Raw genomic sequence first — 24,193 nt, 5'->3', positions numbered from 1 at the left:
CCGCCGACCGGCCCGGCCGCGACGGCGGTGCCGGTCGACCGGGCGGCGGCGATCAGTCCGGTGGTGGAGCGGCCGTCCAGGTACGGCACCACCACGGCGTTGCCGCCCCACCGGCGCAGCACCTCCGCCTCGGGCAGGGCCGGCTCGCCGCCGTCGCCGGCGTAGTCGCCGCCCTTGACCCAGACGTCCGGGCGCAGCCAGGACAGCGCCGCGTGCGGGGTGGACTCGTCGAAGATCATGACCGCGTCGACGCAGCTCAGCGCCGCGAGCAGCCGGGCCCGGTCGCTCTGCGGGATCACCGGCCGGTCCGGGCCCTTCAGCCCCGCCACGCTCGCGTCGGAGTTCAGGCAGACCACCAGGCAGTCGCCGAGCTGACGGGCGGCCTGCAACGTCGCCACGTGCCCGGCGTGCAGCAGGTCGAAGCAGCCGCCGGTGGCCACCACCGTGCCACCGGACGCGCGTACCGCCGACACCACGCCGGCCGCCGCGGCCACGCCGACGCGCTCGCCGCCGGGGCTGGAGACCGCCGGCGGCAGCGGGCGCACCGGCCGCGGCAGCGCCGTCGCCACTCCCCCGCCGGCCACGTACGCCGACGCCTCGGCCACCGCCTCCTGCACCGCCTCGGAGACCAGCGCCCCCCGCGCCAGGGCGAGGCTGGCAGTGGCCGCGAACCGGTCACCGGCGCCGCACGTGTCCCCCTCGGCGGTGGCCGGGGCGGGCACCACCATCGGCGTCGCGCCGGCGTGGCAGAGCAGCGCGCCGTCCCCGCCGAGGGTCACCGCGACCGCGCCGGCGCGCCAACGCTGGCGCAGTCCCTGCGCGCCCCGCGACGCCGTCGCCAGCCGGGTCGCGCCGGGCGCGACCGTGACCAGCTCCCGCACCTCGGACTCGTTGGGCGTGACGAGGTGCACCCCCGGGACGGCCGCCGGTCCCCGCGGGTGCGGGTCCCAGACCACCGGCGCCCGGGTCGCGGCCAGCGCCGCCCGCAACGCGGGCTGCCGCGCGACACCCCGCCCGTAGTCGCTGACCAGCACGGCGGAGGCCCGCGCGACCACCCGCAGCACCGCCTCCGACGGCTCGCCCGGCGTGCCGGCCGCCCCGCCCCGGTCGTGGCGCAGCAGCACCCGGCCCCGGGCGCGCAGCCGGACCTTCTCCGGCGTGCCGCCGCGCAGCCCGAGGGGATAGACCTGCACGCCGGCGTCGGCCAGCAGAGAGCTGAGCCGGGCGCCGCCCGCGTCGTCCGCCAGCGCGGTCACCAGCACCACGTCGACGCCCCGCGCGGCGGCGGCGAAGACCGCGGCCAGCCCGGCGCCGCCGGGCCGGTCGACGTGGGCGGTCTCGTCCAGCACCGGCACCGGCGAGTCCGGGCAGAGCCGGTTCACCACCCCCTCGACGTCCCGGTCCAGCAGGGTGTCACCGACCACCACGACGGGTCCCCTCACGCTTCCCCCCTCATCACGCCCTGGGCCTGCTGACCTGCACCGCCGTCGAGCACCACCTCGACCCCGGTCCGTACGGGCGCCCCGGGGGCGGCCAACGCCAGCGGCAGCTCCCGCTCCACGTACTCGCAGAGGAGGTGGCTGGTCACGAGATGGAGTTCCTGCACGACCTGGCTGTCGGCCGAGCCGACGGCGAGCACGTCGTGGCACAGCTCCGCCAGCGGGTTGGGGGCGGGGCCGGTCAGGGCCCAGCAGGTGAGCCCGCTGTCGCGCCCGGCGCGGGCCGCGGCGAGCAGGTTGGCGCTGCTGCCGCTGGTCGACAGCAGCAGCAGGATGTCGCCGTCGCGGCCGTGGGCGCGTACCTGGCGGGCGAAGACCTCGTCGTAGCCGTAGTCGTTGCCGATGGCGGTCATCGCGGAGGTCTCGGCGTGCAGGGCGATGGCGGACAGGGGCTGGCGGTCCTCGCGCAGCTTCCCGACCAGCTCGGCGGTGAGGTGCTGGGCCTCGGCGGCGCTGCCCCCGTTGCCGGCCACCAGCAGCCGGCCGCCGTCGACCAGCCGGCGGGCGAGCGCCGTCCCCCACCGGGACAGCAGCGGTTCGTGCCGCCGGAAGGGCACCAGCGCCGCCGCCAGGTTCGTCAGGTGCGCGTCCAGCGGGGTGCCCGCCGCCATCAGGCCACCACCCGGGTCGGCCGGCGCAGGGCCGCCACGTCGCCGTAGACCTCCACCAGCCGCTCCGCGGTGGCCGCCCAGGAGTACCGCCGCCGGGCCCGTTCCCGCGCCGCCGCCGCGTACGCGAAGCGACGGATCCGGTCGTCGAGCAGCCCCTGGATCGCGGCACCCAGCGCACGGGGATCACGGGCCGGCACCAGGTCGCCGGTGACGCCCTCGACCACGGTGTCCTTGATCCCGCCGACGGCGGTGCCCACCACGGGCACGCCGCACGCCATCGCCTCCAGCGGGGTGAGCCCGAACGGCTCGTACCAGGGGGCGGCCACCAGGACGTCCGCCGAGCGGTACCAGCGGCCCATCTCCTCGCGGGGCACCGCGCCGACCAGCCGCACCCGGTCGGCCACCCCGCAGCTGACCGCGAGGGCGCGCAGCCGGCGGGCGTACGGGTCGGTCTCCAGCAGGCCGGCGGGCGGGCCGCCGACCACCACGCACTCGGCCTCCGGCACGTACGCCATGGCCCGCACCACGGTCTGGAAGCCCTTGCGTTCGACCAGGCGGCCGACGGTCAGGATGCGCGGCCGGTCGTCCTCCCGCTCGGCGGTCGGCCCGAGCGGGGCGAACGTGCCCAGGTTCACCCCGGACGGCACGACCGTCATCCGGGACCGGGGCACGCCCATCCGGACCAGCTCGCCTACCTCGTCGCGGCACTGGGCGATGATCCGGTCGACGGCCCGGCCCAGCTCCCGCTCGTAGCCGATCCGCCGGGCCGGGCTGGTGTCCTGCACGCCCTGGTGCCGCCGCTTGACCACCCCGAGGGCGTGGTACGTCTGCACGACCGGCACCCCGGTCTGCCGGCCGGCGGCCAGGGCGGCGAGGCCGCTCATCCAGAAGTGCGCGTGGACGACCTCGGGCATCCAGTCGTCGCCCCGCCACCGCTCGACCAGCCAGCGGCTGAACTCCTTCATGTGCGGCAGCAGGGCGTCCTTGGCGACCGGCTCGGCCGGCCCCGCCGGTACGTGCACCACGTCGTAGCCGTCGGCGCTGCGTACGGTCACCGGCAGGTCCACGGCGTCGCGGCGGGTGTAGACCCGCACGTCGTGTCCGGCGGCCGCGAGGGCGGCGGAGAGCTCGGCGACATGCGTGTTCTGACCGCCGGCGTCCTCGCCGCCCAGGATGGCGAGCGGGCTGGCGTGCTCCGAGATCATCGCGATGCGCATACTTCCTCCTCCAGCAGCCGGTCCCAGTCGGCGAGGAAACGGTCGAGGCCGTAGCGGTCCCGGGCGGCGAGGCGGGCCTGCTCCCCCGCCCGACGCGCCTGCGCCGGCTCGTCGATGTACCGGCGGGCAGCGTCGAGCAGGGTGTCGAGCCGGGTGGACAGGGCGCCCGCCCCGGGTGGCACCGCCATCGCCGCCTCCGTGGCGGCCAGGGCCACCACCGGCATCCCCATCGACATCGCCTCGATGAGGCTCAGCCCCAGCGAGGTCCACCGGCACAGGTGCAGGTACGCCCGCCGCCGCCCCAGCTCGGCGTGCATCCGGTGCTGGGGCACGTCGTCGTGGCTGACGATCCGGTCGGCGGGCAGGCCCAGGTGCTCGGCCAGCCCGGCGACCTTCATGCCGAAGACGTCCAGCGGGGCGATCTCGGCGAAGCGGGGCAGCAGGTCGGTGCCCGTGACCCGCCAGCGGCGTACCGGCTCGTTGATCACCACCGCGAGCCGGTCGAGTTCGCCCGTGTACTCCACTGCCGGGGTGACGATGCCGTGGTCGACCACCGTGGTGCGGGTGGCGCCGGTGTCCCAGAACAGCTCGTTGAACCCGGTGACGTGGGCGACGAGCAGGTCGTCGCGGTCGGCCATGGGGTGCCGGCTGTTGGGCACGTCGCCGTCCTTGGGCGTGTTGTGCTCGACGTAGACGGCGGGGACGTCGCGGCCGGGCCGGCGCCCGAGCCACCGCTCGGCGAGGTCGAGCTCCTCGGGGCGTTGCAGGACGACCAGGTCGACGTCGGCGGTGCGCAGCTGCTCGGGGGTCACCTCGACGACCGTGTCGGGCCACGGGTAGGTACGGGCGCGGCCGAGCCCGTACGGGCCGCGGTCCGGGGTGACGGGCACCAGGTACCGGTGCTTGCCGTGCACGAACGACGTGGTCCAGGAGCCGTGCACGTGCCAGAGCAGCAGGTTCATCGGCCGCTCCCGCCGGTGCTGGTCCCCGCCGGCACGCCGGCCGCCCGGTCGGCGGCGGCCGGCGCGGGCCGGACCGGTGGGCCCACCCCGAGCAGCCGCAGCGCCTCGAGGACCTGGTCGGGTTCGAGGCCGCTGAGGCAGGGGTGTCCGGGCACCGGGCAGCGCGCCGCGCGGGTGTCGCGGCAGGGCGCCTCCGCGTCGCCGAGCCGCACCGTGGGCACCCGCCACGGCCCCCACTGCCCGAACGGGACCGTGGGGGCGAAGAGACTGACCACCGGCACGCCGTGGGCGGCGGCGAGGTGGGCGGGGCCGGTGTTGCCGACCACGACCGCGCCGGCGCCGGCGACCGTCGCGGCCAGCCCGGCGAGCGTGGTACGCCCGCCCAGGTCGACGGCGACGTCGCCGGCCACCCACGCGGTCAGCTCCCGCTCGCCGGGGTCGCCGGTGACCACCACCCGGTGGCCGGCGACGGCCAGGGCGCGGGCGATCCGCGCGGCCAGCTCCGGCGGGCAGCCCCGGGCCTGCGCCGCCGAGCCGGGGTGCAGCACCACGTAGCCCGGCTCGCCGACCTCGGGCGGCGGCGCCGGCACCGGACGCAGGCGGGGCGCGGGTCCGTCGGGCTCGGCGGGGGCGAAGCCGGCGGCGGCGGCGAGTGACAACGCCCGCTCCGCTTCGGGTACGCCGGGCGGCACCCGGTGCCGCACGTCGAGCAGGCTGCCCGGGTAGTCGTCGCTGATGGCGCTGACCCGGCGGATCCCGGCCAGGCGCAGCAGCAGGGCCAGGGGCAGGGGCGACTGGTGGAAGCTGGTGAAGACGACCGCCTCGTCGGCGCCCACGGCGGCGAGCCGGTCGACGAGCCGACGCATGTCGGCGGGGTCGACCGGGTCGGGCGCGGGGTCGATCCACGGCAGCCGGTGCTCGACGATCTCGTCGACGCCGGGCAGCAGTTCCGCCGCGGCCCGCCCCCGTGGCCCGCACAGCAGCACCACGCGCCGGGCGCCGGCCGCCACCGCGCGGATGCCCGGACCGGTGACCAGGACGTCCCCCGCCGAGTCGGCGCGTACCACCAGCACCGTCCCCACCCGCGGCGCGTCGACGTGCCCGTAGGTGGCCGGGTCGACCGCCGCCTGGCGGCGGAGGATCTCCGCCACGGCCGCCGACAGGTCGGGCGCGACCTGCGGCGCGGCGGCCACCTCCTGAGGGCGGGTCACCGGCGTGGGCACCAGGATCCCCGATGCCCCCGCGGCCGAGGCGGCGGTCATGTCCCGCCCGATGTCCCCCACCAGCACGCACCGCGCCGGCACGGTGCCCAGCTGCCGCGCCGCCGCGTACACCAGTCCCGGGGCCGGCTTGCGGCATCCGCATCCGTCGCCGTCGTCGTGGGGGCACACCGCCCAGGCGTCGAACGGCCCCAGCAACTGCTCCACGCGGGCGTGCACCGCCCGCATCTGCGCCTCGGTGAACAGCCCCCGGGCCAGGCCGGACTGGTTCGTCACCACCGCCAGTCGCAGGCCCGCCGCGCGCAACCGGTCCAGGGCGTCCCGTGCCCCGGGCATCGGCCGCACCTTGTCGGGATCGCCGTTGTACGGCACGTCCTCGATGAGCGTGCCGTCGCGGTCCAACAGCACCGCGTCGAACAGGACGGGCCCGGAGGCGGTCCGGTCAGCGCCGGCAAAAACCCGGGCTGACCTGCGCTGATCCGGCTCGACCTGGTCCTGTCGCACAGCCGGCGGGTTCCCGGCGCCCCGGGGAGTAAACGTCATCTTGAACGCGCCGCCGCGTCCTTCGCCGGCGGTGCCCCACGCCGGCCCGCAGGTGCCGTTACCCGTCGCCCGGGAGAAGCTAACCCGCCGGCGCCGTTAGCCCCCGGTACGGCCGGGGTATGGGAGCGCAGTGGCGATTGTGGAGAAAGTGATCGAGGCTGCCCCGGAGCAGGTCTGGGCGGTGCTGGCGGACGGGTGGACGTACAGCGACTGGGTCGTGGGCACCGTGCACGTACGCGACGTCGACGACGCCTGGCCCCGGGTGGGCAGCCAGCTGCACCACAAGGCCGGCCCGTGGCCGTTCTCGCTGCACGACTCGTCGACGGTGCTGACCTGCGAGCCGCCACGCCGGTTGGTCATCCGCGCCGGCCTGTGGCCGGCCGGGGAGGCCATCGTGGTGTTCACCCTCGAAGGGGTCGGCACGGGCGCGACCCGGGTACGCATCGGCGAGGACTTCGCCGCCGGCCCGCTGCGCTGGGTACGCAACAAGGTCAACGACCTGGTGCTGCACCAGCGCAACAAGGAGACCCTGACCAGGCTGGCCGACATCGCGATGCGACAGAAGGGCGACGCATGACGCAGACCGTCGTCATCACGGGGGCGAGCGCCGGCGTGGGACGGGCCGTCGCCCGCCGCTACGCCGAGCGCGGCGCCCGGCTCGCGCTGCTCGCCCGGGGCGGGGCCGGGCTGGCCGCCGCCGAGCGCGACTGCCGGGAGCTGGGCGCCTCGGACGTACGCACGTACCGGGTGGACGTGGCCGACGCCGGCGCGGTGCAGCAGGCCGCCGACGACGTGGCGCACCGCTTCGGCGGCATCGACGTGTGGGTGAACAACGCGATGGTCTCGGTCTTCGCCCCGGCGTGGGAGATCCCGGCCACCGAGTTCCGCCGGGTCACCGAGGTCAACTACCTCGGTACCGTGCACGGCACCCTCGCGGCGCTGCGGCACATGCGGGCCCGTGGCCGGGGCGCGATCGTGCAGGTGGGCTCCGCCCTGGCCTACCGTGGGATCCCGTTGCAGTCGGCGTACTGCGCGAGCAAGCACGCCGTCCAGGGCTTCAACGACTCGCTGCGGGCGGAGCTGCTGCACGACTGCCCCGGGGTGAAGCTGTCGATGGTGCAGCTGCCGGCCATCAACACCCCGCAGTTCTCCTGGGTACGCACCCGGCTGCCCCGGCACCCCCAGCCCGTACCGCCGATCTTCGCGCCCGACGTGGCCGCCAGGGCGATCGTCTGGGCGGCCGAGCACGGGCCGCGCGAGCTGAACGTGGGTGGCCCGACCTGGCGGGCCCGGCTCGGCGACATCCTCGCGCCCGGCCTGCTCGACCGGAAGCTGGCGCGCGACGGCTACGACAGTCAGCAGACCGAGACCCCGATCGATCCGGCCACCTGGCGGGACAACCTGGACAGCCCCGGCGACGACGAACGGGACCGGGGCGCGGAGGGCGTCTTCACCGACCGGGCCCACGGCCGCTCGGCCGCCCTGTGGGTCGGTACGCACAAACCGGCCGTCTCCGGCATCGCCCTGGCGGGGTTGACGGTGGCCCTCACCGCGCTCGCCCGACGCCTCCGCTGACCCGGATCCGTCCTCGCCAGGGGCGGGAAGACGGGGCGGTAGGGGTGGCCTTTTCGACCCGGATGTGGCAACTGGCTACGCTCTCAGGGAGCCCTGTCCGCCGACCGAGGATGTCCGACATGATCGAACCCGTGCAGTTGCCCGTGCCGTGGCGGGACGCACGCCTGACCGTCGTGGTTCCCACCTACAACGAGGCGGGCAACCTCCCGGTGCTGGTCGAGCGGCTGCTGGCCCTGCCGCTGCCGGGCCTGAAGATCCTGGTCGCCGACGACAACTCGCCGGACGGCACGGGTGAGGTGGCCGACAAGCTGGCCATCGAGCACCCCGACCGGGTCGAGGTCGTGCACCGGGCCGGCAAGGAGGGCCTGGGCCGGGCGTACGTGGACGGCATCGGGCGTGCCCTCGACGGCGGTGCCGAGTACGTGGCGCAGATGGACGCCGACCTGTCGCACCCGCCGGAGGCGCTGCCGGGCATGCTCGGCGCGCTGCTCTCCACCCAGGCCGGCGTGGTGATCGGCTCCCGCTACGTACCCGGCGGCGAGCTGGACGAGAACTGGCCGCTGTACCGACGGGCGCTTAGCGGCTGGGCCAACCTGTACGTGCACACGCTGCTACGGGTCCGGATCCGCGACCTCACCGCCGGTTTCAAGATCTGGCGGGCGGACGCGCTGCGCGACATCGGCCTGGAGCGGGTGCAGTCCAACGGCTACAGCTTCCAGGTGGAGATGCACTACCTGGCCACCAAGCTGGGACACACCATCCTGGAGGTGCCGATCCGCTTCGAGGAGCGGCGTGACGGCGCCTCCAAGATGACCACCGCAACCAAGATCGAGAGCGCGCTGATGCCGTTCAAGCTGCGCAGCAAGCACCGCAACATCGAACCCTGACCCCGCCCGGAGCCTGCGGCCCTCCGGCCCCGGGCTCCCTCCGGCCTCGGGCTCCTCCGGTCGCTGCGGTCCGCCGCCGCCCCACCCTGCCCCGTGGCTCAGCCCTGCCCTGTCCCGTCCTCCGCCCTGCCCTTCCCCGCCAGTCCTTCCCCGCCTGTCCGTAGCCCTGCCTGTCCGTCGCCCTGCCCTGCCTGCTTCCGCCGGCCAGGCCCGGCCCGCCACGGCCGCCGCCCCGGCCCTGCCGCCTCACGGCCTTGCCCCACCCCAGGCTGGCGGGGCGGCTCGGGCGAGCCTGGCCCACGCGCCCGGTCCGGCTGCGGGCAGGGCACGTGGGGCGGCGAGGCCGGCAGTGAGGCGAGGCGGCAGGGCCGGGGCCTTCACGGCGGACGGATCGAATGACACGTGGCCTCGGCCCACGGCAGCGGATCAGCGAGCGCGGCCTAGGCGTACCGCGAATCGGCAAGCGCGCTCGCCGCACGGCGGGCGCGGCGGCAAGGCCGTCGGCTGGTCGCGGCGGTCGCGGTCGCGACACGGCGGGCGGGGCGGGTGCGGCGCGGCGGGCGGGGCGGCGGATGCGGCGCGGCGGGCGGGGCGGGCGCGGCGGCTGGCGAACGACCTCAGGCACCCCACCCCGGCCATCCGATCACTGAGCATGCGATTACCACGCGTAATCTGACTCTAAGTAGCCCCCGCCTGGAAGCTCCGGACCGTCCCGTCGGCCCTTTGCTCTGCAGCCATGGACGCACCAGCCCGCTGAACTGGCGCTATGCAATCGTCGCTGCGGGCGCGCAGTCGATAAACGGTTACCTTCGGTAACCGTTGCGTATATGGCTGCAGAGCAAAGGGCGGAGCGAGGGTTCCCCGCCGTCCACCAACCCCGCACCCTGCGTATCCAACGCGTGTCCAAGAGCTGCTTGGTACCAGAAACTTCTCCGCGCACCGGGCGGCTGGCCGGACCTACGCACGCAGATGCCGTCGAAGGCGATCGGCGATCGCGAGAAGCCCCGGTTCGCCTCGACCAGGTTCGGATCTCGCGATGGAGAAGGACCAGAGGGGCCCCCGGGGAGGCCGACGAGGCCGACGGCACCCCTGGAACTGGCGAGACAGGCAGAGAAGGCTGGCGGGACCGGGCAGGCCGGCGGGGAGGCCGAGGAGGCCGAGGAGGCCGAGGCTCGCGGGACCGACCGAGGACAGGCGGGGAGGCCGAGGCCGAGGCTCGCGGGACCGACCGAGGACAGGCGGGGAGGCCGAGGCCGAGGCTCGCGGGACCGACCGAGGACAGGCGGGGAGGCCGAGGCCGAGGCTCGCGGGACCGACCGAGGACAGGCGGGGAGGCCGAGGCCGAGGCTCGCGGGACCGACCGAGGACAGGCGGGGAGGCCGAGGCCGAGGCTCGCGGGACCGACCGAGGACAGGCGGGGAGGCCGAGGACGGCACTCCCCGCCGGGTCGTCATCCGACTGGAGCGGCGGCGCAGCGTGGGTCGGCGCGCCGCTGGCGTCAGCGGTAGACGGCGCGGTGCGCCGCGTCGATCCCGGCCGCGTACAGCGGGCCGGTGAGGGCGCGGTCGCGGGCCAGGGCGGCGCGGGCGGCGTTCGCGCCGGGCGCGCCGTGCACGCCGCCGCCCGGGTGCGCCGACGCGCTGGCCAGGAAGAGCCGGTCCACCGGGGTGTCCGCGCGGCCCAGGCCGGGGATCGGGCGCAGGAACAGCTGCTGGTACGCGGCGGCGGTACCGCCGCCCAACGCGCCGCCGACCAGGCTCGGGTCGCCCGCCTCCAGGTCGGCCGGCCCGGCCACGTGTCGCCCGATGACAAGGCTGCGGAAGCCCGGCGCGGCCTCCTCCAGCACCTGCTCCATCCGCTCGACGTGCGCGGCGATGTCCTCGGCCCGCCACTGCCGGCGGAACGGCAGGTGGGTGTACGACCACAGCGACTCGGTGCCCGGCGGCGAGTGGCTCGGGTCGGCCACCGACATCTGCCCGAGCAGCAGGAACGGGTCGCGCGGAATCTCCTTGCGGGCCAACGCGGCGGCGTAGCTGGTGAGCCCGTCCAGGTCCGCGCCGAGGTGCACCGTGCCGGCGGTGGCGACCGCCCGGTTGGTCCACGGCACGGGGGCCGACAGCGCCCAGTCCACCTTCAGCGTCGAGCCGTCCCAGCGGAAGTGCGCCAGGTCCTCCACCAGCCGGGGCGGCAGCGCCGCCGCGCCGACCAGGTCCAGGTAGAGCGCGGGCGCGGGGACGTCGGCGAGCACCGCCCGGCGCGCCCGCCACAGGGTGCCGCCGACGGTACGCACGCCCATCGCCCGGCCGCGCGCGGTCAGCACCCGGTCGACGTGTGCGCCGTAGAGGATCCGGCCGCCGCGCTCGGTCAGCCGGGCCACCAGCGCGTCGGTGATCTTCTGCGCGCCGCCGTCTGGCACCGGCCAGCCGACCTGCTGGCCGAGCATGGCGAGCAGCCAGCCGTACACGCCCGAGCCGGCCTCCTCGGGTGACAGGTCGGTGTGCAGGGCGCAGCCGGCCAGCAACGCCGGGCCGCCCTCGCCCTCGAAGAGTTCGTCGCCGAGCTTGCGTACCGGCACCACCAGCCGCCGGGCCAGGCGCAGCGCCCCGGACACCCGCAGCCGGCGCAGCAGGCTCAGGCCCCCTCGCACCGGCGGAAACGGCGTGGTGATGGTCTCCAGCATCGGCTCGGCCACCTGGCGCCAGTCGTCGTACGCGTGCAGCCAGCGCTTGCCGTCGCCCGGCGCGAACGCCTCCAGCGACGCCGCCGTGGCCTCCGGGTCGCGGTTGAGCACCGCCGCCCGGCCGTCGGGCAGCAGGTGGGCCAGCACGTCCGGGGAGTGCCGCCAGCGCAGCCCGTAACGGTCGAGCTCCAGCCCGCGCAACACCGGCGAGGCGTAGCCGAGCGGGTAGAAGGAGCTGTAGAGGTCGCTCAGGTAGCCGGGAGCCGTCACCTCGGCCGAGCGCACCGCCCCGCCCGGCGTGGCCGTGGCCTCCAGCACCAGCACGTCCCAACCGGCGTCGGCCAGCAGGTTGGCGGCGACCAGACCGTTGTGTCCGGCTCCGACGACGACGGCGTCCGCGCTCTCCGCGCCGGGGGAACTCATCCGATCCGCCTACCCGGCCAGCAACCGGGCGAAACGCGTTTGCCGCGCCGGGACCGGGGCATGCACTGCCATGTACACGGTTGCGCAGCTCATTGGCGGAGTGTGGGGCGCGGGCGGCGAGGGTGGCGAGCTGGTCGTACACGATCCGGCCGACGGCTCCCCGGTCAGCTCGGCGCCGGTGGCGACGGCCGACGAGGTCGGCAAGGCGGTGGAGGCGACGCGCGGCGCCGCGGCGGAGTGGGCGGCGACCGCGCCCGCGGAACGGGCGGCGGCCCTGCACCGGGCGGCGGACGCCGTGGCGGCGGTCGCCGACGACCTGGCCCGGGCGACGACCGCCGAGATGGGCAAGCCCCTGTCGGACGCCCGGGGCGGCGTGGAGGCGGGGATCGGCACGCTGCGACAGTACGCGGAGCTGGCCCCCGTGCGCGGCGGGCGGACCCTGCACGGCGGCACCCACGCCCTCGACTTCATGACGCCGCAGCCACGCGGAGTGGTCGCCGCGATCACCCCGTGGAACGATCCGGTGGCGGTCTCCTGCGGGCTGCTCGGCGCGGCCCTGGTCACCGGCAACGTGGTGCTGCACAAGCCGAGCGAGCGCGCTCCGGCGACCGGCTGGTTGCTGGCGAAGGCGCTGGACTCGGCGCTGCCGCCCGGGGTGCTGTCGCTGCTGACCGGGGGTCCGGAGGTCGGCGCGGCGCTGGCCGCGCAGCAGGTGGACGTCGTCGCCCACGTCGGCTCCACCGCCACCGGGCGGGCCATCGCGGCCGCGGCGGCGCGGACCGGGGCGAAGGTGCTGCTGGAGAACGGCGGCAGCGACCCGCTCGTCGTGGACGGCGACGTCGACCCGGTGTGGGCGGCCGGGCAGGCGGCGCTCGGGGCGTTCGCCAACGCGGGGCAGATCTGCGTCGCGGTGGAGCGGATCTACGTGCACCGCGACGTCGCGGAGGACTTCACGCACGCGCTGGTGGAGCGGGCCGAGCGGCTGCGTACGGGCCCCGGCGGCGACCCGGACACCGAGCTGGGGCCGCTGGTGGACCGGCGGCACCGCGACCACGTGCACGGGCAGGTGACCGCGGCCGTGGCCCAGGGCGCGCGGATCCGTACCGGCGGCAGGCTGCCCGACGGCCCCGGGTCGTTCTACCCGGCGACCGTGCTGAGCGACTGTCGGCACGAGATGACGGTGGTGCGGGAGGAGACGTTCGGGCCGGTCGCCCCGATCGTCACCGTCGACTCGTTCTCCGAGGCGCTGCGGTGCGCCGCCGACTCCCCGTACGGGCTGGCCGCGACGGTGCTGACCGGGTCGATGAGCCACGCCCAGCGCGCCTGGCGGGAACTGCCCGTGGGCACGGTGAAGGTCAACGCCGTGTTCGGCGGGGCGCCGGGCGGCGCCGCGCACCCGCGCCGGGGCAGCGGGCACGGCTTCGGCTACGGACCGGAGCTGCTGGACGAGTTCACCGCGACGAAGGCGGTCCACATCGAGGCGCCCGGCGGCGGGCACTGGTGAGGCACACGCAGGGGCTCTTGAGACACGCGCAGGGGCCGCCCGCGCCGGACAGCCCCTGCGTCGCGTACCCGAAAGGTGGGCTCAGCGGCCGCGGGCCTTGGCGGTCTGGCGGTTGTTCGCCTTCTCGATGGCCTTGACGAGTTCCGGCTTCGTCATCGTCGAACGACCGGGGACGTCCAGCTTGCGGGCCACCTTCATCAGGTGGTCCTTGGTGGCGTTGGCGTCCACCCCGCCGGCCGTGGGTGCCCGGCGCTCCGGTCCGCCGCCGGCCGCCTGGCGGTCGCTCGGTCCCTTGCGGCCCTTGGGCTCCCAGTGGTCGCCGACCTTCTCGAACTCGTGCTTGACGGCCGCGAAGGCGGTGCGGTGGGCCCGCTCCCCCTCGCCGTACGTCTCCACGGCCGAGTCGTGCGTCTTCTCCCAGGTGCGCTGCGCCTTCTTGGGGGAGCGTCGCAGCGTGCTGGGCAGTACCTCGCGCCCGGGCATCTCGTCCTCCTCCGCGTCGTGGGTTCCCGGTTGACCGTTCCCCCGCGCCCGGTCGGCAAACCGGGTGGTCGGGTTTGTCGATTTCCGGCCACGGGTACCGGCGGGGCCAGGCGACGCCGGATGCACCGGGTCATCCGGGGCCGGGCACAGGGAGCGGGCATGACGACGACGGAACCCGGCGCGGCGCCCACCGAGGAGCGGCGACCGCGGATGCCCCGCCGGGTACGCCAGCTGAGCTGGCGGACGTGGCGCGGGGTGCTGGTACGCAGCGTGCGCAACTTCGTGAAGGACAACTGCGCGGACTGGGCCGCCGCGCTCACCTACTACGGGGTGCTCGCGCTCTTCCCGTCCACGATCGTGGTGGTCGCCCTGGTCGGGCTGGTGTCCAACGGCGAGCAGACCGTCGACACCGTGCTGGACCTGGCCCGGGACATGGGCGCCGGTTCGGTGGTGGCCAACGAGGGCTTCGTCGGCGTCGTACGGGGTGTGGTGGACCAGAACGACTCGGCCAGCGTGCTGCTGAGTTTCGGTCTGCTCGGCGCCCTCTGGTCGGCCTCCGGCTTCATCGGGGCGTTCACCCGGGCCTCCAACGCCGTCTACGGGGTCGAGGAGGGGCGGCCGGTCTGGAAGCTGCGACCGATGCAGATCGGCCTGGCGGGGGTCTCGCTGGTGCTGCTGGCGGTCGTCGCCACCGGGCTGATCGTCAGCGGGCCGGTCACCGACGCCGTGGGCGACCTGGTCAACGCCGGCGGGCTGGCGCGTACGGCGTGGAGCGTCGCCAAGTGGCCCGTGCTCGCGCTGATCATGATGGTGCTGCTGAGCCTGTTGTTCTGGATCGCGCCCAACGTCCGGCAGCCCCGGTTCCGCTGGCTCACCCCGGGCGGCGCGGTCGCCCTGGTCGCCTGGGCCCTCGCCTCCTTCGGCTTCGGCCTGTACGTGGCCAACTTCGGCTCGTACGACGCCACGTACGGCAGCCTGGGGGCCGTGATCGCGTTCCTGGTCTGGCTCTACCTGTCCAACTCGGCGCTGATGCTCGGCGTGCAGATCAACGCGGAACTTCAGCGCGGCCGGGTGCTCCAGGCCGGCGAGCCGGACGCCGAGGAGCCCGTCCTGCCCCCGAAGACGCCCGCCACCACGTGACCCGCGACGGGTTTACCGGCCCTCACCGTCGCCGCCCGCGCCAAGGAGCCGCGCCGCACCGTTTACCGGCGGTGCCACCGGGTAGCGCAGAAGGCATGGAACGTGGCAGCAGCAAGCACGGACCGAGGGTCGACGAGCAGATGAGCCGGGAGGTCAGCGGCCTCGTGCAGGGGCCGGGGACCGGTGGCTCACGGGTCGACGAGTCCCGTGTGCCGGAGCCGGCGGGTGAGGACCAGCCGGAACCGACCACGGCCCCGGCCGGCGACCTGCGTACGGGCGCGCCCAAGGGGATGAGCTCCGAGGACGTCGAACGACGCAGCCGGCTCGGACGGTTCATCACGATGACCGCCCTGCCCGGTGACCGGGAGACGCTGATCGCCAACGCGCGGGACAACGAGGCGCCGGCGGACATCGTCGCCGAACTGGAGCGGCTGCCCGAGGGCACCCGCTACCAGACGGTCTCCGAGGTGTGGGCGGCGCTCGGCCACAAGAACGAGACGACCCGCTGGTGACCGGATCCCCGCACGATCCGGCCCGTCACCGGTGGACGAAGGAGGATGGCTGATGAGTGGCGTTACCGAACACGTGGACGTCTCCGTCCCGGTGCGCACCGCGTACGACCAGTGGACCCAGTTCGAGGACTTCCCCCAGTTCATGGAGGGGGTGCAGGAGGTCCGGCAGCTGACCGACACGATGACCCACTGGACGGTGGAGATCGCCGGGGTGAAACGGGAGTTCGACGCCGAGATCACCGAGCAGCTTCCGGACGAGCGGGTCGCCTGGCGTTCGACGGGCGGCACCCAGCAGGCCGGCGTGGTCACCTTCCACCGGCTGGACCCGGAGACCACCCGGGTCACGCTCCAGCTCGAGTTCGAACCGCACGGCGTGGTCGAGCAGGCCGGCGACAAGCTCGGCATCGTCGACCGGCGCGCGAAGGGCGACCTGGAGCGGTTCAAGCAGTTCATCGAGCGCCGCGGTCAGGAGACTGGCGCCTGGCGCGGCAAGGTCGACCGGCCGCAGCCCTGATCTCCCTCCCCCCGAAAGAACATCCGATGGCCGCCGGCTCTCCGGCGGCCATCGTCGTTTGCGTGCACCGGGCCGGGGTACCGCGATGGGCATGACGGACGACGACAAGGTGTGGCGGGACGAGGAACGCACTCCCCTGCGGGAACTGGACCGGGCCGTGGCGCGGTCGACGCTGGACGGCCAGGCCGACGACGTGACGGCGAACGACGCCGGCGAGGAGGCGGCCTTCGGCCACGGCCCGGAGGCGGTGGACCGGGGTGGGCAGGCCGCCGGAGCGGGCCGCGAGCCGACGGACCCGGACCGCGCGTACCGGCCCTCGACGACGGGGCGGACCGGGCCCGACACGATGTGAGCCGCGCCGTGCGGCGGGCGGGCCGGCCGGCGGAAGACGTGGAAGGCGCGCCGGCCGTCGAGGTCGGGCGCGGCCGGCCACGGTCATGGAACGGACCGTGGCCCCGCCACGCTCAGCCGGACGCCGGTCGGCGGGTGCCGGCCGCGTGCAGGGCGATCAGGCCCAGCGCGAGCACGACCAGCGCCGGCCCGAGCAGCTCGACCGACGTGTTGCCGAGCAGCACCCCGATCCCGGCCGGCACCAGCGCGCCGCCCAGCCCGGCCGCGGCGATCTGGAGTCCGATGGTCCGGTCGGCGTGCGCCGTACCGACCCGCTCGGCGGTGGTGAGCGTGAGCAGCGGGAAGACCGGGGCGGCGGCGAAGCCGACGACGAACAGCCCCGCCACGGCGACCCAGGCCGGTGCGGGCAACGCGATCAGGACCGCGCCGAGCGCCATCCCGACCAGGCTGCCCCGCAGCACCGTCGCCGCGCCCAGCCGCTCGGCCACCACGCCCTGCACCACGCGCCCGACGAAGAGGCTCCCCCAGTAGCCCGAGACGCAGACGCCGGCGACGGCCGCGCCGAGGCCACGCCCCTCGGTGAGCAGCAGGAACGCCCAGAGCCCGGCGGCCACCTCGATGGCCACGTAGACGGCGAAGGCCGCCGCGCCGAGCCAGACCGCCGGCAGGCGCAACGTCTCGCGTACCCGGGTGACGGCCGGCGGGGCGACGGCGGCCTCCCCCGTCGCGGGCCCCGCGGACCCCCGGGCCGGGGTGCGGTCCCGCCAGGCGCGGACGGTGAGCGCGAACGCGGCGGCCAGCGCGAGCTGTGCCCCGGCGACCAGGCCGTAGCCCCAGCGCCAGGAGAGCCCGGCGCTGAGCGCGCCGGTCATGATGAGCGGCCCGAGCGCCACGCCGAGACCGAAGAACGCGTGCATCCAGTTCATGTGCCGGGGTCCGAAGGCACCCGCCGCGTACGCGTTCAGGCCGGAGTCGATCGCGCCGGAGCCCAGACCGAGCACCAGCGCGCAGCCCACCATCAGGATCAGCCCGGGGGTCAGCGCGTAACCGGTGAGCGCGAGGCTGGCCAGCAGCGTGCTGCCGGCGAGCAGCCAGCCGACGCCGAGCCGGGCCAGCGTGAAGCCGGCCAGCACGCTGGAGGTCAGGTAGCCGGCCGTGCCCGCCGTGAGCACGAGGCCGACGGCCTCGGTGGGTACGCCGAAGTCGGCCCGGATCGAGGGCCAGCCCACGCCGATCAGGCCGTCGGGCAGGCCGAGGCTGACGAACGCGAGGTAGGCCAGCAGGAGCAGCGAGGCGCGGGGCGGGGCGGTGGACACGAAGGACCATCCTGCCCGGAGTCGGCGGCGGCGCCAGTCCGCGTCCCCCGGTGGGATGAAGATTACGGTCCGGACGGGTGGTGAAACGGACAGCTCATCCAGAATCGGCCGTTCGGCTGACGGCAAGGCCCGGGTCACGCGCAAGACTTTCGGGATGCATCAGGGCTCCGGCATCCTCTCCACGCGTCAGCGCCGCCTGGCATGGCTCGGCTTTCTCCTCGCCGCGCTCCAGGCTCCCGTCTCCGCCAAGCTGGTCTCGGACGACTCCTGGTTGTTCAGCCTCTGCGTGGCGCTGATGGTGGCGACCGTGATCATCGCCGACGACGCGGCCCGGCGCCGCCCGGCGGACGCCCGCCCCACGGACTGACGGCCCTCCGGGGTCGGTTCAGCCCTCGCCGGCGGGGCGCGCCTCGTGCCCGGGCAGGCCCCGGGTGCGCCGCCGCTCCTTCATCTCCGCCTCGTAGAGGTGCCGGCGGCCGCCGACCAGCTCCTCGCGGGCGGCCCGGTCGAGGTCGCGGAAGAGGGCGTAGTAGCCGTCGTCGAAGTCCTCGACGATCTGGAACGTCCACCGCCCGGCGATGACGTTGCGACCCAGCAGGTCGGCGTCGATGCGGTCGGCGATGCGGTCGTGCCCGGCGGCGCGGAACATCTCCACGGCGTCGTCGAGCATCAGGTCGGCGTGCCCCACGAGCTGGTGCAGCGAGTAGAGGTGACCGCGCACCCGCTCGACGCACTCCAGCGCCTCGCTGAGCTTGCCCAGCGCCGCCACCGTCTCGTCGCTGACCCCGGCCGGCCTGCGGTGCCGCTCGTCCGGCCCGTCCCCGTGTCGTTCCATCCGTTCCTCCAGGTGTCGACTTCGCCCCCGCGGGGCGGTTCTCCTCCTGCCCCGCCCGGGCCGACTCAATCCCCCGTGGGCGGTTGACCGTTCGGGGGAGGGTCAAAAACCCGCCGACCGGCCGAGGTCGACCCCGGTCGTGGCCGGATAGCCTCGGTCACCATGCGTGTGCCGTTCACCCGGGTCGAGGCCCGTTCCGCCGCCAGCTCGGCGCGATCCACCCTCGCCCTCCTGTCCGCCTCCGTCGGCGCCGAGGGGCTGGCCGCCGCCGCCGCGCGTCCGGGCCTGCTGGCCCTGGTCGACCAGCACGCCGCGGCGGTACGGGAGAGCCTGGACGGCGACCGCCGGCCGCTGAGCGCCGCCGCGCTCGCCGGCTACGCGGAGGGCGTACGAGCCGCCGCGCTGGAGCACGGCTGGGAGCCCCCGGTGGCGCCGGTCGACTGGTCCGCGCCGGACTGGCTGCTCACCCGGCTGCTCGCGGTCTGCGCGCTGACCCGCTCGCTAGGCACCCCGGCGCCCGCCCCGCTCCCGCTGGCCTGACCGACGGCCCGACACGCCGGAGGGGCGCCCGCGGTCCGCGGACACCCCTCCCCGTCGCGCCTCACCGGTCAGCGGCGGAACTGCTGGGTCTCGTCACCCACGTTCCCCGACTGGTAGGTGCCGCGCCCGCCGGCCGTCGCGGACTCCTGCCCGCGCGGCATGACCTCGGTGCGCTCGGCCGCCGTACGGTCGGCCATCTGCCGGCCGACGTCGACCTGGCCGGCCTCCCGGGCCCGACGGTGCTCCTGCACCGCCCGCGACTCCTCGGCCATCCGGTTCAGCCAGCCCTCCCAACGGTTCTGCATGGGCCGCACCAGACCGCCGCCAACGCCGACGATCAGGATGCCGGCCACCGTGGCGAGCACCGCCACCAGCACCGGCGTGGTCACCGCCGTGGCGATGCCGACCTGGTTCAGCGCGGCGATGACACCCAGCGCGATGATGAAGATCGCCGTCAGGTCGGCGAGGATCTTGCCGTACGAGAGGCCGCCCAGTGCCCCGGTGACGATGTCGCGGACGGCGCTGGCGATCGCGGCGGCCACGACGATGATGACGATCGCCACGAAGGCGCGTGGCAGCCAGGCGACCACGCCGCCGATCAGGTCACTGATCGCGTTGGGTCCCCACACCCCGAAGGCGAACTGCAGGGTGAACAGCAGCACCGCGTAGTACGCGAGCTTCGCCAGGATGTCACTGGCGTCGTACCTGGTGCGTTCCAGCGCGCGTTTGATGCCGCCCCGTTCCACCGCTCTGTCGAAACCGACCCGTTCCAGCGCCGCGTCGACGATCTTGAGCACGGCCTTGGCGATGAGCCATCCGACCACGAGGATCGCGATGAACGCGATGGCCCGCGGTATGAACAGCAGCACCGACCTCCACATGTCGGCCACGGCGTCGCCGATGTCGACCTGCCTGACCGCGAGGCTATCCGGCATGATGTCCCTCCTGTCGCATGGACTGCGCCGGGCGCATACCCGGTCACCGACGCGGCACGCCGTACCGCTCAACGAGTTTTTCCCGACATGTCACCGCAGATCCGCCCTGACCTGCCCGAACGTCCAGCCCCGGGGACGCGCGCGGCATGATCGGAAACGGCCGGTAGGGGCTGCGGCTAGGCTGCGGTCATGCCAGGAACGGTCGGACGGGTCCCGAACCCCCCAGCCCCGGTCTCGGGAACACCCTCCGTGTCACACACGGCGGCCACCGTCCTGCGCCACGACTGGGGCGGCACCCCGTTGGGCCCGTGGCGCGCGTGGGACCCGGCGGTCCGCGCCGCCGCCGAGTTGCTCCTCGCCTCGCCCGTACCGATGGCCCTCACGCTGGGCGACGAGCACCTGCTGGTCTACAACGACGCGTACGCCGACCTCATCGGTGACCGACACCCCGACGCGGTGGGGCGGCCGGCGGCCGAGGTGTTCGCCGAGTCCTGGCCGCTGCCCGGCGTCGGCGACGCCATCGAGCACACCTACCGCTCCGGGGAGCCGTTCCTGGAGAAGGAGACGACCCTTCCGCTGCACCGTGGCCCCGGCCTGGTCGAGCAGTCCGTCTTCACCCGGGGCTACTCCCCCGTGCGCGACAGCGCCGGGCGGATCGTCGGCGTGCTGACCGTGGCCGCGGAGACCACCCAGGTCACCCAGCAGTTGCAGAGCCTCAGCGACTTCGCCGCGGCGCTCGCCGGCACCCTCACCCTGGACGACGTGGCCCGGGTCGCGCTGCGCTACGCGATCACCGCGTTCGACGCCGACCGGGTCACGTTCGCCGTCGACGAGGGCGGCGGCGGCTGGCGGATGGTCCGGCGCGTCCGGGGCGAGCTGATGGACGAGGCCGACGAGCGGCTGCCCCCGCTGTGGCGACGCATTCCGCCGGACTCGCAGGGGCCGGTGGTGGCCGCCGCCCGCAGCGGGGTGCCGCACTTCGTCGACGACGGCCAGCCGCTGCGGGAGACCGCGGTGGACCGGCACGACCAGAAGGTCCGCTCGCTCGCGGCGGTGCCGCTGCGGGCGTCGGTGGTGCGCGGCGGGTTGACGGTCGGCTACCAGGTCCCGCACGTCTGGTCGGCCGCGCGGCGCGCGCTGCTGGCCGCCTCCGCCGAGCTGGTCGGCCAGGCCGCCGAGCGGGCCCGCCGGTTCGAGACCCAGCACGGCACCGCCCAGCTGCTGCAACGCAGCATGCTGCCGGAGCACCTGCCCGACCTGCCCCGGATGCGGATCGCCGCCCGCTACGACCCGGGCGTCGACGGCAACGCCGCCGGCGGGGACTTCTACGACGCCTTCCTGCTGCCCGACGGCGGTCTGGGCATCGTGCTCGGCGACGTCGCCGGCCACGACGTGCAGGCCGCGGCCCGGATGGGTCAGGTGCGCGCGGCGCTGCGGGCGCTGGCGCTGGCCGATCCCCGCCCGGACGCCGTGCTGGCCGGGCTCGACCGGCTGGTCACCAGCCTGGGTGCCGAGGGCGACACCCACGAGCTCTTCGTCACGGTGGTCTTCGGTGTCGTCGACGCCGACCGGCAGCGGCTCACCCTGGCCAGCGCCGGTCACCCCGCGCCGCTGATCCGCCGGTGCGCCTCCGACGGCGAGCCGGTCGCCGAGTACCTCGACCTGCCCGCGGGCGCCCCCCTGGGCCTGGGCTGCCGGCCACCGACGGCCACGGTGCGCTTCGCCCCGGGCGACACGCTGCTGCTGTTCAGCGACGGGGTGGTGGAGCGGCGCTGGCAGGACCTGACGGCCGGCCTGGACGCCCTGGCCGCCGCCGTCGCGGGCGCGGGCAGCGGCGACCCCCGCGCGCTGTGCGCGGTGGCCACCGCGGCGGTGCCCGGTGCCACCGAGGACGACGTCGCCGTGCTGGCGGTGGAGTACGCGCTGCGGCCGTCGCGGTCGGCGAGCATGGAGGTGCCGGCCGAGCCGACGGCGCCGAGCCGGGTGCGGCACTGGATGACCGGGCAGCTCACGGAGTGGCAGGTGCCCGAGTCGATCATCGGCGCGGCCGTGCTCTGCACCAGCGAGCTGACCACCAACGCCCTGCTGCACGCGGGCACCGCCGCCCGGGTGGAGATCGACCTCAGCCCGGAGCGGCTGCTGGTGTCGGTCGCCGACTCGGGCACCCGGGGCACGGTGACCCGCGCGCAGACCGACACGCTCAGCAGCCGTGGTCGGGGGCTGGGGCTGATCGAGGAGCTGAGCGACGCCTGGGGGACGGACCCGACCGTACGCGGCTCGACGGTCTGGTTCGAGATCCTGGTCCCGTCCGGGTGAGCGGCGTCAGCCCCGTCCAGAGGGGGTAGGAGGAGGTCATGCCCACCGACAAGCCCGCCGGTGTCCTCTTCGACGTGGACGGCACCCTGGTCGACACCACCTACCTGCACACCGTGAGCTGGTGGGAGGCGCTTCGCCAGCTCGACCGGCCCCCGCCCATGGCGACGATCCACCGCGCCATCGGGATGGGCTCGGACAAGCTGCTCGACCACCTGCTCGGCCCCGAGCGCGACCGCGGCGCGGACCGGAAGCTGCGCGACGCCCACGACACCCTCTTCGCCGAGTACTGGGAGCGGCTGGTCCCGCTGCCCCGCGCCGCCGACCTGCTGCGGGCCTGCGCGGAGCGGGGGCTACGGGTCGTGCTCGCCACCTCCGCCGCCGAGCACGAGGTGGCCGCGCTACGCCGGGCGCTGGCCGCCGACGACGTGATCCACACGATCACCAGCTCGGCGGACGCGCGGGAGAGCAAGCCGGCGCCGGACATCCTGGTCGCCGCGCTGGAGCAGTCCGGGCTCGCCGCCGAACGGGTGGTCTTCGTCGGCGACTCGGTGTGGGACGTCGCCGCCGCCGGCGAACTGGACGTGCCCTGTGTGGGGCTGACCTGCGGCGGCACCAGCCGGGGCGAGCTGGCCGGGGCCGGCGCGGTGGCCGTCTACGAGGACCCGGCCGCGCTGCTCGCCGCCCTCGACGACTCGCCGGTCGCCCGGGTGAGGTGACCGGCGCCGGTTCCGTCGCTCCGGACAGGAATACGAGAAGTCCTCCGGGGGCAAGGAACTGCACCACCTGCCCGCACGCCGTGGGCGAGGCGGAGAGGTGGGGTCGTGGAGCCGGTAGACGTGGCGTTCGCGGTGGTCGGTCTGGGCGCGCTGCTGGCGGGGATCCTGCCCCGGGTGCTCGAGCGCCGGCCGCTGTCCATGCCGATCGCGTTCCTCGGGCTGGGCATGCTGGTCTTCGCCCTCCCCGTCGGGCTGCCGAACCCCGATCCGCTCGCGTACCCGGACGTCGCCACCCACCTCACCGAGATCGGCGTCATCGTGGCGCTGATGGGCGCCGGTCTCAAGATCGACCGGCCGTTCAGTTGGCGCCGCTGGTCGTCGACGTGGCGGCTGCTGGCCGTCGCCATGCCGCTGTGCATCGCGGCGGTGGCGCTGCTCGGCTGGTGGTGGGCCGGGCTGGTGCCGGCCGCCGCGCTGCTGCTGGCGGCGGCCCTCGCGCCGACCGACCCGGTGCTCGCCGCCGACGTGCAGGTCGGCGAGCCCAACGACGAGGAGGACTCCGAGGACGAGGTCCGATTCGCCCTCACCTCGGAGGCCGGGCTCAACGACGGGTTGGCCTTCCCCTTCGTGTACGCGGCCATCGCCATCGCCACCACCAGCCTGGCCCCGGCGGACTGGCTGGGTCACTGGTTCGGCGTGGACGTGCTCTGGAAGGTCGGGGCGGGCGTGGCGGGCGGTTGGCTGGTCGGCTGGCTGCTCGGCAAGCTCTTCTTCCGGGCCCCGAGCGAGCTGCGGTTGGCCCGGCACTCGGAGGGCTTCCTGGCGCTGGCCGCGACGTTCCTGGCGTACGGGCTGGTGGAACTCGTCAGCGGGTACGGCTTCCTGGCGGTCTTCGTCGCGGCGCGGGCGATCCGGGCCGCCGAACGCACCCACGAGTTCCACTCCGTGCTGCACGACTTCGCCGAGCAGGTCGAGCGGCTGCTCACCGTGCTGTTGCTGCTGCTCTTCGGCGGCGCCGTCGTGGGCGGCCTGCTGGGCCCGCTGACGTGGCCGGCCGCCGCGGTCGGGCTGGCGCTGCTCTTCCTGGTCCGCCCGCTGATCGGCTGGCTGTCGCTGCGGGGGGCGCCCGGCCGGCCGGCCGAGCACTGGGTGATCGCCCTGTTCGGCATCCGGGGCGTCGGCTCGTTCTACTACGTGGCGTACGCGACGACGAAGGCCGACTTCCCCCAGGCGGACCTGATCTGGGCGACCGTCGGCCTCGTCGTGATCGTCTCGGTGGTGGTGCACGGCGTCGCGGCGACGCCGGTGATGCAGTTGCTGGACCGGGCGGGACAGCGCACCTCCGACCCGTCCGAGCGGGGCCGCTCCGGCGAACCCGTCGCCGCCTCGAGCTGACCCGGCCCGGCGGTGCGCG

The 24,193-nt window shown here is 75.1% G+C and carries 22 protein-coding genes and 1 pseudogene; 13 read left to right on the top strand and 10 right to left on the bottom strand.

Translation table 11 applies throughout. From position 1 onward, the window contains the following. Positions 1-23: 23 nt before the first annotated feature. The 5 genes and pseudogenes from ACTMS2_RS18245 to ACTMS2_RS18225 all read right to left on the bottom strand — a co-directional run. A pseudogene (locus ACTMS2_RS18245) lies at positions 24-1,442 on the bottom strand (PfkB family carbohydrate kinase); the annotation flags it as partial. Continuing rightward, positions 1,439-2,113, bottom strand: coding sequence for a D-sedoheptulose-7-phosphate isomerase (locus ACTMS2_RS18240; RefSeq protein WP_441176498.1), 675 nt, complete (start codon positions 2,111-2,113; stop codon positions 1,439-1,441). The gene ACTMS2_RS18240 and the pseudogene ACTMS2_RS18245, both read right to left, overlap by 4 nt. Next, a complete protein-coding gene (locus ACTMS2_RS18235) occupies positions 2,110-3,327 on the bottom strand; it encodes a glycosyltransferase (protein WP_441176438.1) in 1,218 nt (405 codons plus the stop codon). Before ACTMS2_RS18235 ends, ACTMS2_RS18240 begins: the two co-directional genes overlap by 4 nt. Continuing rightward, positions 3,312-4,289, bottom strand: coding sequence for a glycosyltransferase (locus ACTMS2_RS18230; protein ID WP_441176437.1), 978 nt, complete (start codon positions 4,287-4,289; stop codon positions 3,312-3,314). The genes ACTMS2_RS18235 and ACTMS2_RS18230 overlap by 16 nt, the downstream gene beginning before the upstream one ends. Further along, complete coding sequence (locus tag ACTMS2_RS18225; protein ID WP_441176436.1) at positions 4,286-6,052, bottom strand: HAD-IIIA family hydrolase; 1,767 nt, start codon at positions 6,050-6,052, stop codon at positions 4,286-4,288. Before ACTMS2_RS18225 ends, ACTMS2_RS18230 begins: the two co-directional genes overlap by 4 nt. A gap of 148 nt (positions 6,053-6,200) precedes the next feature. On the opposite strand from ACTMS2_RS18225, the gene ACTMS2_RS18220 reads away from it, so the two are divergent. The 3 genes from ACTMS2_RS18220 to ACTMS2_RS18210 all read left to right on the top strand — a co-directional run bounded on the left by ACTMS2_RS18220 (position 6,201) and on the right by ACTMS2_RS18210 (position 8,514). Then, positions 6,201-6,629: an SRPBCC family protein gene (locus tag ACTMS2_RS18220; protein WP_441176435.1), complete on the top strand. Its 429-nt coding sequence runs from the start codon at positions 6,201-6,203 to the stop codon at positions 6,627-6,629. Next, entirely contained in the window at positions 6,626-7,627 is a 1,002-nt protein-coding gene (locus ACTMS2_RS18215) for an SDR family oxidoreductase (protein WP_441176434.1), read from the top strand. Before ACTMS2_RS18220 ends, ACTMS2_RS18215 begins: the two co-directional genes overlap by 4 nt. Before the next feature lie 119 nt (positions 7,628-7,746). Continuing rightward, complete coding sequence (locus ACTMS2_RS18210; RefSeq protein ID WP_089001079.1) at positions 7,747-8,514, top strand: polyprenol monophosphomannose synthase; 768 nt, start codon at positions 7,747-7,749, stop codon at positions 8,512-8,514. A 1,498-nt stretch (positions 8,515-10,012) separates the two neighbouring features. On the opposite strand, the gene ACTMS2_RS18205 is transcribed toward ACTMS2_RS18210, so the two are convergent. Continuing rightward, positions 10,013-11,617 carry a phytoene desaturase family protein gene (locus ACTMS2_RS18205; protein WP_441176433.1) on the bottom strand — a complete coding sequence of 535 codons (1,605 nt, stop codon included), beginning with the start codon at positions 11,615-11,617 and terminating at the stop codon, positions 10,013-10,015. A gap of 70 nt (positions 11,618-11,687) precedes the next feature. Here ACTMS2_RS18205 and ACTMS2_RS18200 point away from each other — a divergent pair, with 70 nt between their 5' ends. Then, entirely contained in the window at positions 11,688-13,121 is a 1,434-nt protein-coding gene (locus ACTMS2_RS18200; RefSeq protein WP_441176432.1) for an aldehyde dehydrogenase family protein, read from the top strand. 81 nt (positions 13,122-13,202) lie between these two features. On the opposite strand, the gene ACTMS2_RS18195 is transcribed toward ACTMS2_RS18200, so the two are convergent. Continuing rightward, positions 13,203-13,604: a ChaB family protein gene (locus ACTMS2_RS18195; protein ID WP_089001082.1), complete on the bottom strand. Its 402-nt coding sequence runs from the start codon at positions 13,602-13,604 to the stop codon at positions 13,203-13,205. Between the two features lie 159 nt (positions 13,605-13,763). Here ACTMS2_RS18195 and ACTMS2_RS18190 point away from each other — a divergent pair, with 159 nt between their 5' ends. The 4 genes from ACTMS2_RS18190 (at position 13,764) to ACTMS2_RS18175 (ending at position 16,122) form a co-directional block, all read left to right on the top strand. Then, positions 13,764-14,744, top strand: a complete 981-nt coding sequence (locus ACTMS2_RS18190) for a YihY/virulence factor BrkB family protein (RefSeq protein WP_441176431.1) — start codon at positions 13,764-13,766, stop codon at positions 14,742-14,744. Positions 14,745-14,839: 95 nt separating this feature from the next. Continuing rightward, positions 14,840-15,256 carry a DUF2795 domain-containing protein gene (locus ACTMS2_RS18185; protein WP_441176430.1) on the top strand — a complete coding sequence of 139 codons (417 nt, stop codon included), beginning with the start codon at positions 14,840-14,842 and terminating at the stop codon, positions 15,254-15,256. A 52-nt stretch (positions 15,257-15,308) separates the two neighbouring features. Beyond that, positions 15,309-15,770 carry an SRPBCC family protein gene (locus ACTMS2_RS18180; RefSeq protein ID WP_089001085.1) on the top strand — a complete coding sequence of 154 codons (462 nt, stop codon included), beginning with the start codon at positions 15,309-15,311 and terminating at the stop codon, positions 15,768-15,770. 91 nt (positions 15,771-15,861) lie between these two features. Continuing rightward, positions 15,862-16,122, top strand: a complete 261-nt coding sequence (locus tag ACTMS2_RS18175) for a hypothetical protein (protein ID WP_101414860.1) — start codon at positions 15,862-15,864, stop codon at positions 16,120-16,122. A gap of 112 nt (positions 16,123-16,234) precedes the next feature. Here the strand turns inward: ACTMS2_RS18175 and ACTMS2_RS18170 are convergent, their stop codons facing one another. After that, positions 16,235-17,437 (bottom strand): MFS transporter, encoded by a 1,203-nt coding sequence (locus ACTMS2_RS18170; RefSeq protein ID WP_441176429.1) that lies wholly within the window; start codon positions 17,435-17,437, stop codon positions 16,235-16,237. Positions 17,438-17,591: 154 nt separating this feature from the next. On the opposite strand from ACTMS2_RS18170, the gene ACTMS2_RS18165 reads away from it, so the two are divergent. Continuing rightward, the gene (locus tag ACTMS2_RS18165) at positions 17,592-17,804 is read left to right on the top strand and encodes a hypothetical protein (RefSeq protein ID WP_089001087.1); all 213 of its coding nucleotides are present in this window, start codon (positions 17,592-17,594) and stop codon (positions 17,802-17,804) included. Between the two features lie 18 nt (positions 17,805-17,822). Here the strand turns inward: ACTMS2_RS18165 and ACTMS2_RS18160 are convergent, their stop codons facing one another. Next, positions 17,823-18,272: a hypothetical protein gene (locus ACTMS2_RS18160; protein ID WP_101409134.1), complete on the bottom strand. Its 450-nt coding sequence runs from the start codon at positions 18,270-18,272 to the stop codon at positions 17,823-17,825. A 162-nt stretch (positions 18,273-18,434) separates the two neighbouring features. Here ACTMS2_RS18160 and ACTMS2_RS18155 point away from each other — a divergent pair, with 162 nt between their 5' ends. Continuing rightward, positions 18,435-18,812, top strand: a complete 378-nt coding sequence (locus ACTMS2_RS18155) for a DUF6401 family natural product biosynthesis protein (protein ID WP_441176428.1) — start codon at positions 18,435-18,437, stop codon at positions 18,810-18,812. A gap of 68 nt (positions 18,813-18,880) precedes the next feature. Here ACTMS2_RS18155 and ACTMS2_RS18150 read toward each other — a convergent pair whose 3' ends face one another. Then, complete coding sequence (locus ACTMS2_RS18150; protein WP_441176427.1) at positions 18,881-19,747, bottom strand: mechanosensitive ion channel family protein; 867 nt, start codon at positions 19,745-19,747, stop codon at positions 18,881-18,883. Positions 19,748-19,936: 189 nt separating this feature from the next. Between ACTMS2_RS18150 and ACTMS2_RS18145 the strand changes: the two genes are divergently transcribed. The 3 genes from ACTMS2_RS18145 (at position 19,937) to ACTMS2_RS18135 (ending at position 24,174) form a co-directional block, all read left to right on the top strand. Then, entirely contained in the window at positions 19,937-22,063 is a 2,127-nt protein-coding gene (locus ACTMS2_RS18145; RefSeq protein WP_441176426.1) for a SpoIIE family protein phosphatase, read from the top strand. A gap of 38 nt (positions 22,064-22,101) precedes the next feature. Then, complete coding sequence (locus ACTMS2_RS18140) at positions 22,102-22,779, top strand: HAD family hydrolase (RefSeq protein ID WP_357719244.1); 678 nt, start codon at positions 22,102-22,104, stop codon at positions 22,777-22,779. 105 nt (positions 22,780-22,884) lie between these two features. Beyond that, positions 22,885-24,174 (top strand): cation:proton antiporter, encoded by a 1,290-nt coding sequence (locus tag ACTMS2_RS18135; RefSeq protein ID WP_441176425.1) that lies wholly within the window; start codon positions 22,885-22,887, stop codon positions 24,172-24,174. The last annotated feature ends 19 nt before the right edge of the window (positions 24,175-24,193 follow it).

Source organism: Micromonospora sp. SD12 (assembly GCF_052068495.1).
GTDB classification, from domain to species: Bacteria; Actinomycetota; Actinomycetes; order Mycobacteriales; family Micromonosporaceae; genus Micromonospora; species Micromonospora echinofusca.
Note: the sequence above shows the minus strand (reverse complement) of the source record. Positions and strands in the feature narration are given on the sequence as shown.

What these genes read in the sequence shown, in the direction of transcription:
- ACTMS2_RS18235 (WP_441176438.1), bottom strand. Translation starts at nt 3,327, where the DNA reads ATGCGCATCGCGATGATCTCGGAGCACGCCAGCCCGCTCGCCATCCTG.
- ACTMS2_RS18230 (WP_441176437.1), bottom strand. Translation starts at nt 4,289, where the DNA reads ATGAACCTGCTGCTCTGGCACGTGCACGGCTCCTGGACCACGTCGTTC.
- ACTMS2_RS18225 (WP_441176436.1), bottom strand. Translation starts at nt 6,052, where the DNA reads ATGACGTTTACTCCCCGGGGCGCCGGGAACCCGCCGGCTGTGCGACAG.
- ACTMS2_RS18215 (WP_441176434.1), top strand. Translation starts at nt 6,626, where the DNA reads ATGACGCAGACCGTCGTCATCACGGGGGCGAGCGCCGGCGTGGGACGG.
- ACTMS2_RS18210 (WP_089001079.1), top strand. Translation starts at nt 7,747, where the DNA reads ATGATCGAACCCGTGCAGTTGCCCGTGCCGTGGCGGGACGCACGCCTG.
- ACTMS2_RS18205 (WP_441176433.1), bottom strand. Translation starts at nt 11,617, where the DNA reads ATGAGTTCCCCCGGCGCGGAGAGCGCGGACGCCGTCGTCGTCGGAGCC.
- ACTMS2_RS18200 (WP_441176432.1), top strand. Translation starts at nt 11,688, where the DNA reads ATGTACACGGTTGCGCAGCTCATTGGCGGAGTGTGGGGCGCGGGCGGC.
- ACTMS2_RS18195 (WP_089001082.1), bottom strand. Translation starts at nt 13,604, where the DNA reads ATGCCCGGGCGCGAGGTACTGCCCAGCACGCTGCGACGCTCCCCCAAG.
- ACTMS2_RS18190 (WP_441176431.1), top strand. Translation starts at nt 13,764, where the DNA reads ATGACGACGACGGAACCCGGCGCGGCGCCCACCGAGGAGCGGCGACCG.
- ACTMS2_RS18185 (WP_441176430.1), top strand. Translation starts at nt 14,840, where the DNA reads ATGGAACGTGGCAGCAGCAAGCACGGACCGAGGGTCGACGAGCAGATG.
- ACTMS2_RS18180 (WP_089001085.1), top strand. Translation starts at nt 15,309, where the DNA reads ATGAGTGGCGTTACCGAACACGTGGACGTCTCCGTCCCGGTGCGCACC.
- ACTMS2_RS18175 (WP_101414860.1), top strand. Translation starts at nt 15,862, where the DNA reads ATGACGGACGACGACAAGGTGTGGCGGGACGAGGAACGCACTCCCCTG.
- ACTMS2_RS18165 (WP_089001087.1), top strand. Translation starts at nt 17,592, where the DNA reads ATGCATCAGGGCTCCGGCATCCTCTCCACGCGTCAGCGCCGCCTGGCA.
- ACTMS2_RS18160 (WP_101409134.1), bottom strand. Translation starts at nt 18,272, where the DNA reads ATGGAACGACACGGGGACGGGCCGGACGAGCGGCACCGCAGGCCGGCC.
- ACTMS2_RS18155 (WP_441176428.1), top strand. Translation starts at nt 18,435, where the DNA reads ATGCGTGTGCCGTTCACCCGGGTCGAGGCCCGTTCCGCCGCCAGCTCG.
- ACTMS2_RS18150 (WP_441176427.1), bottom strand. Translation starts at nt 19,747, where the DNA reads ATGCCGGATAGCCTCGCGGTCAGGCAGGTCGACATCGGCGACGCCGTG.
- ACTMS2_RS18145 (WP_441176426.1), top strand. Translation starts at nt 19,937, where the DNA reads ATGCCAGGAACGGTCGGACGGGTCCCGAACCCCCCAGCCCCGGTCTCG.
- ACTMS2_RS18140 (WP_357719244.1), top strand. Translation starts at nt 22,102, where the DNA reads ATGCCCACCGACAAGCCCGCCGGTGTCCTCTTCGACGTGGACGGCACC.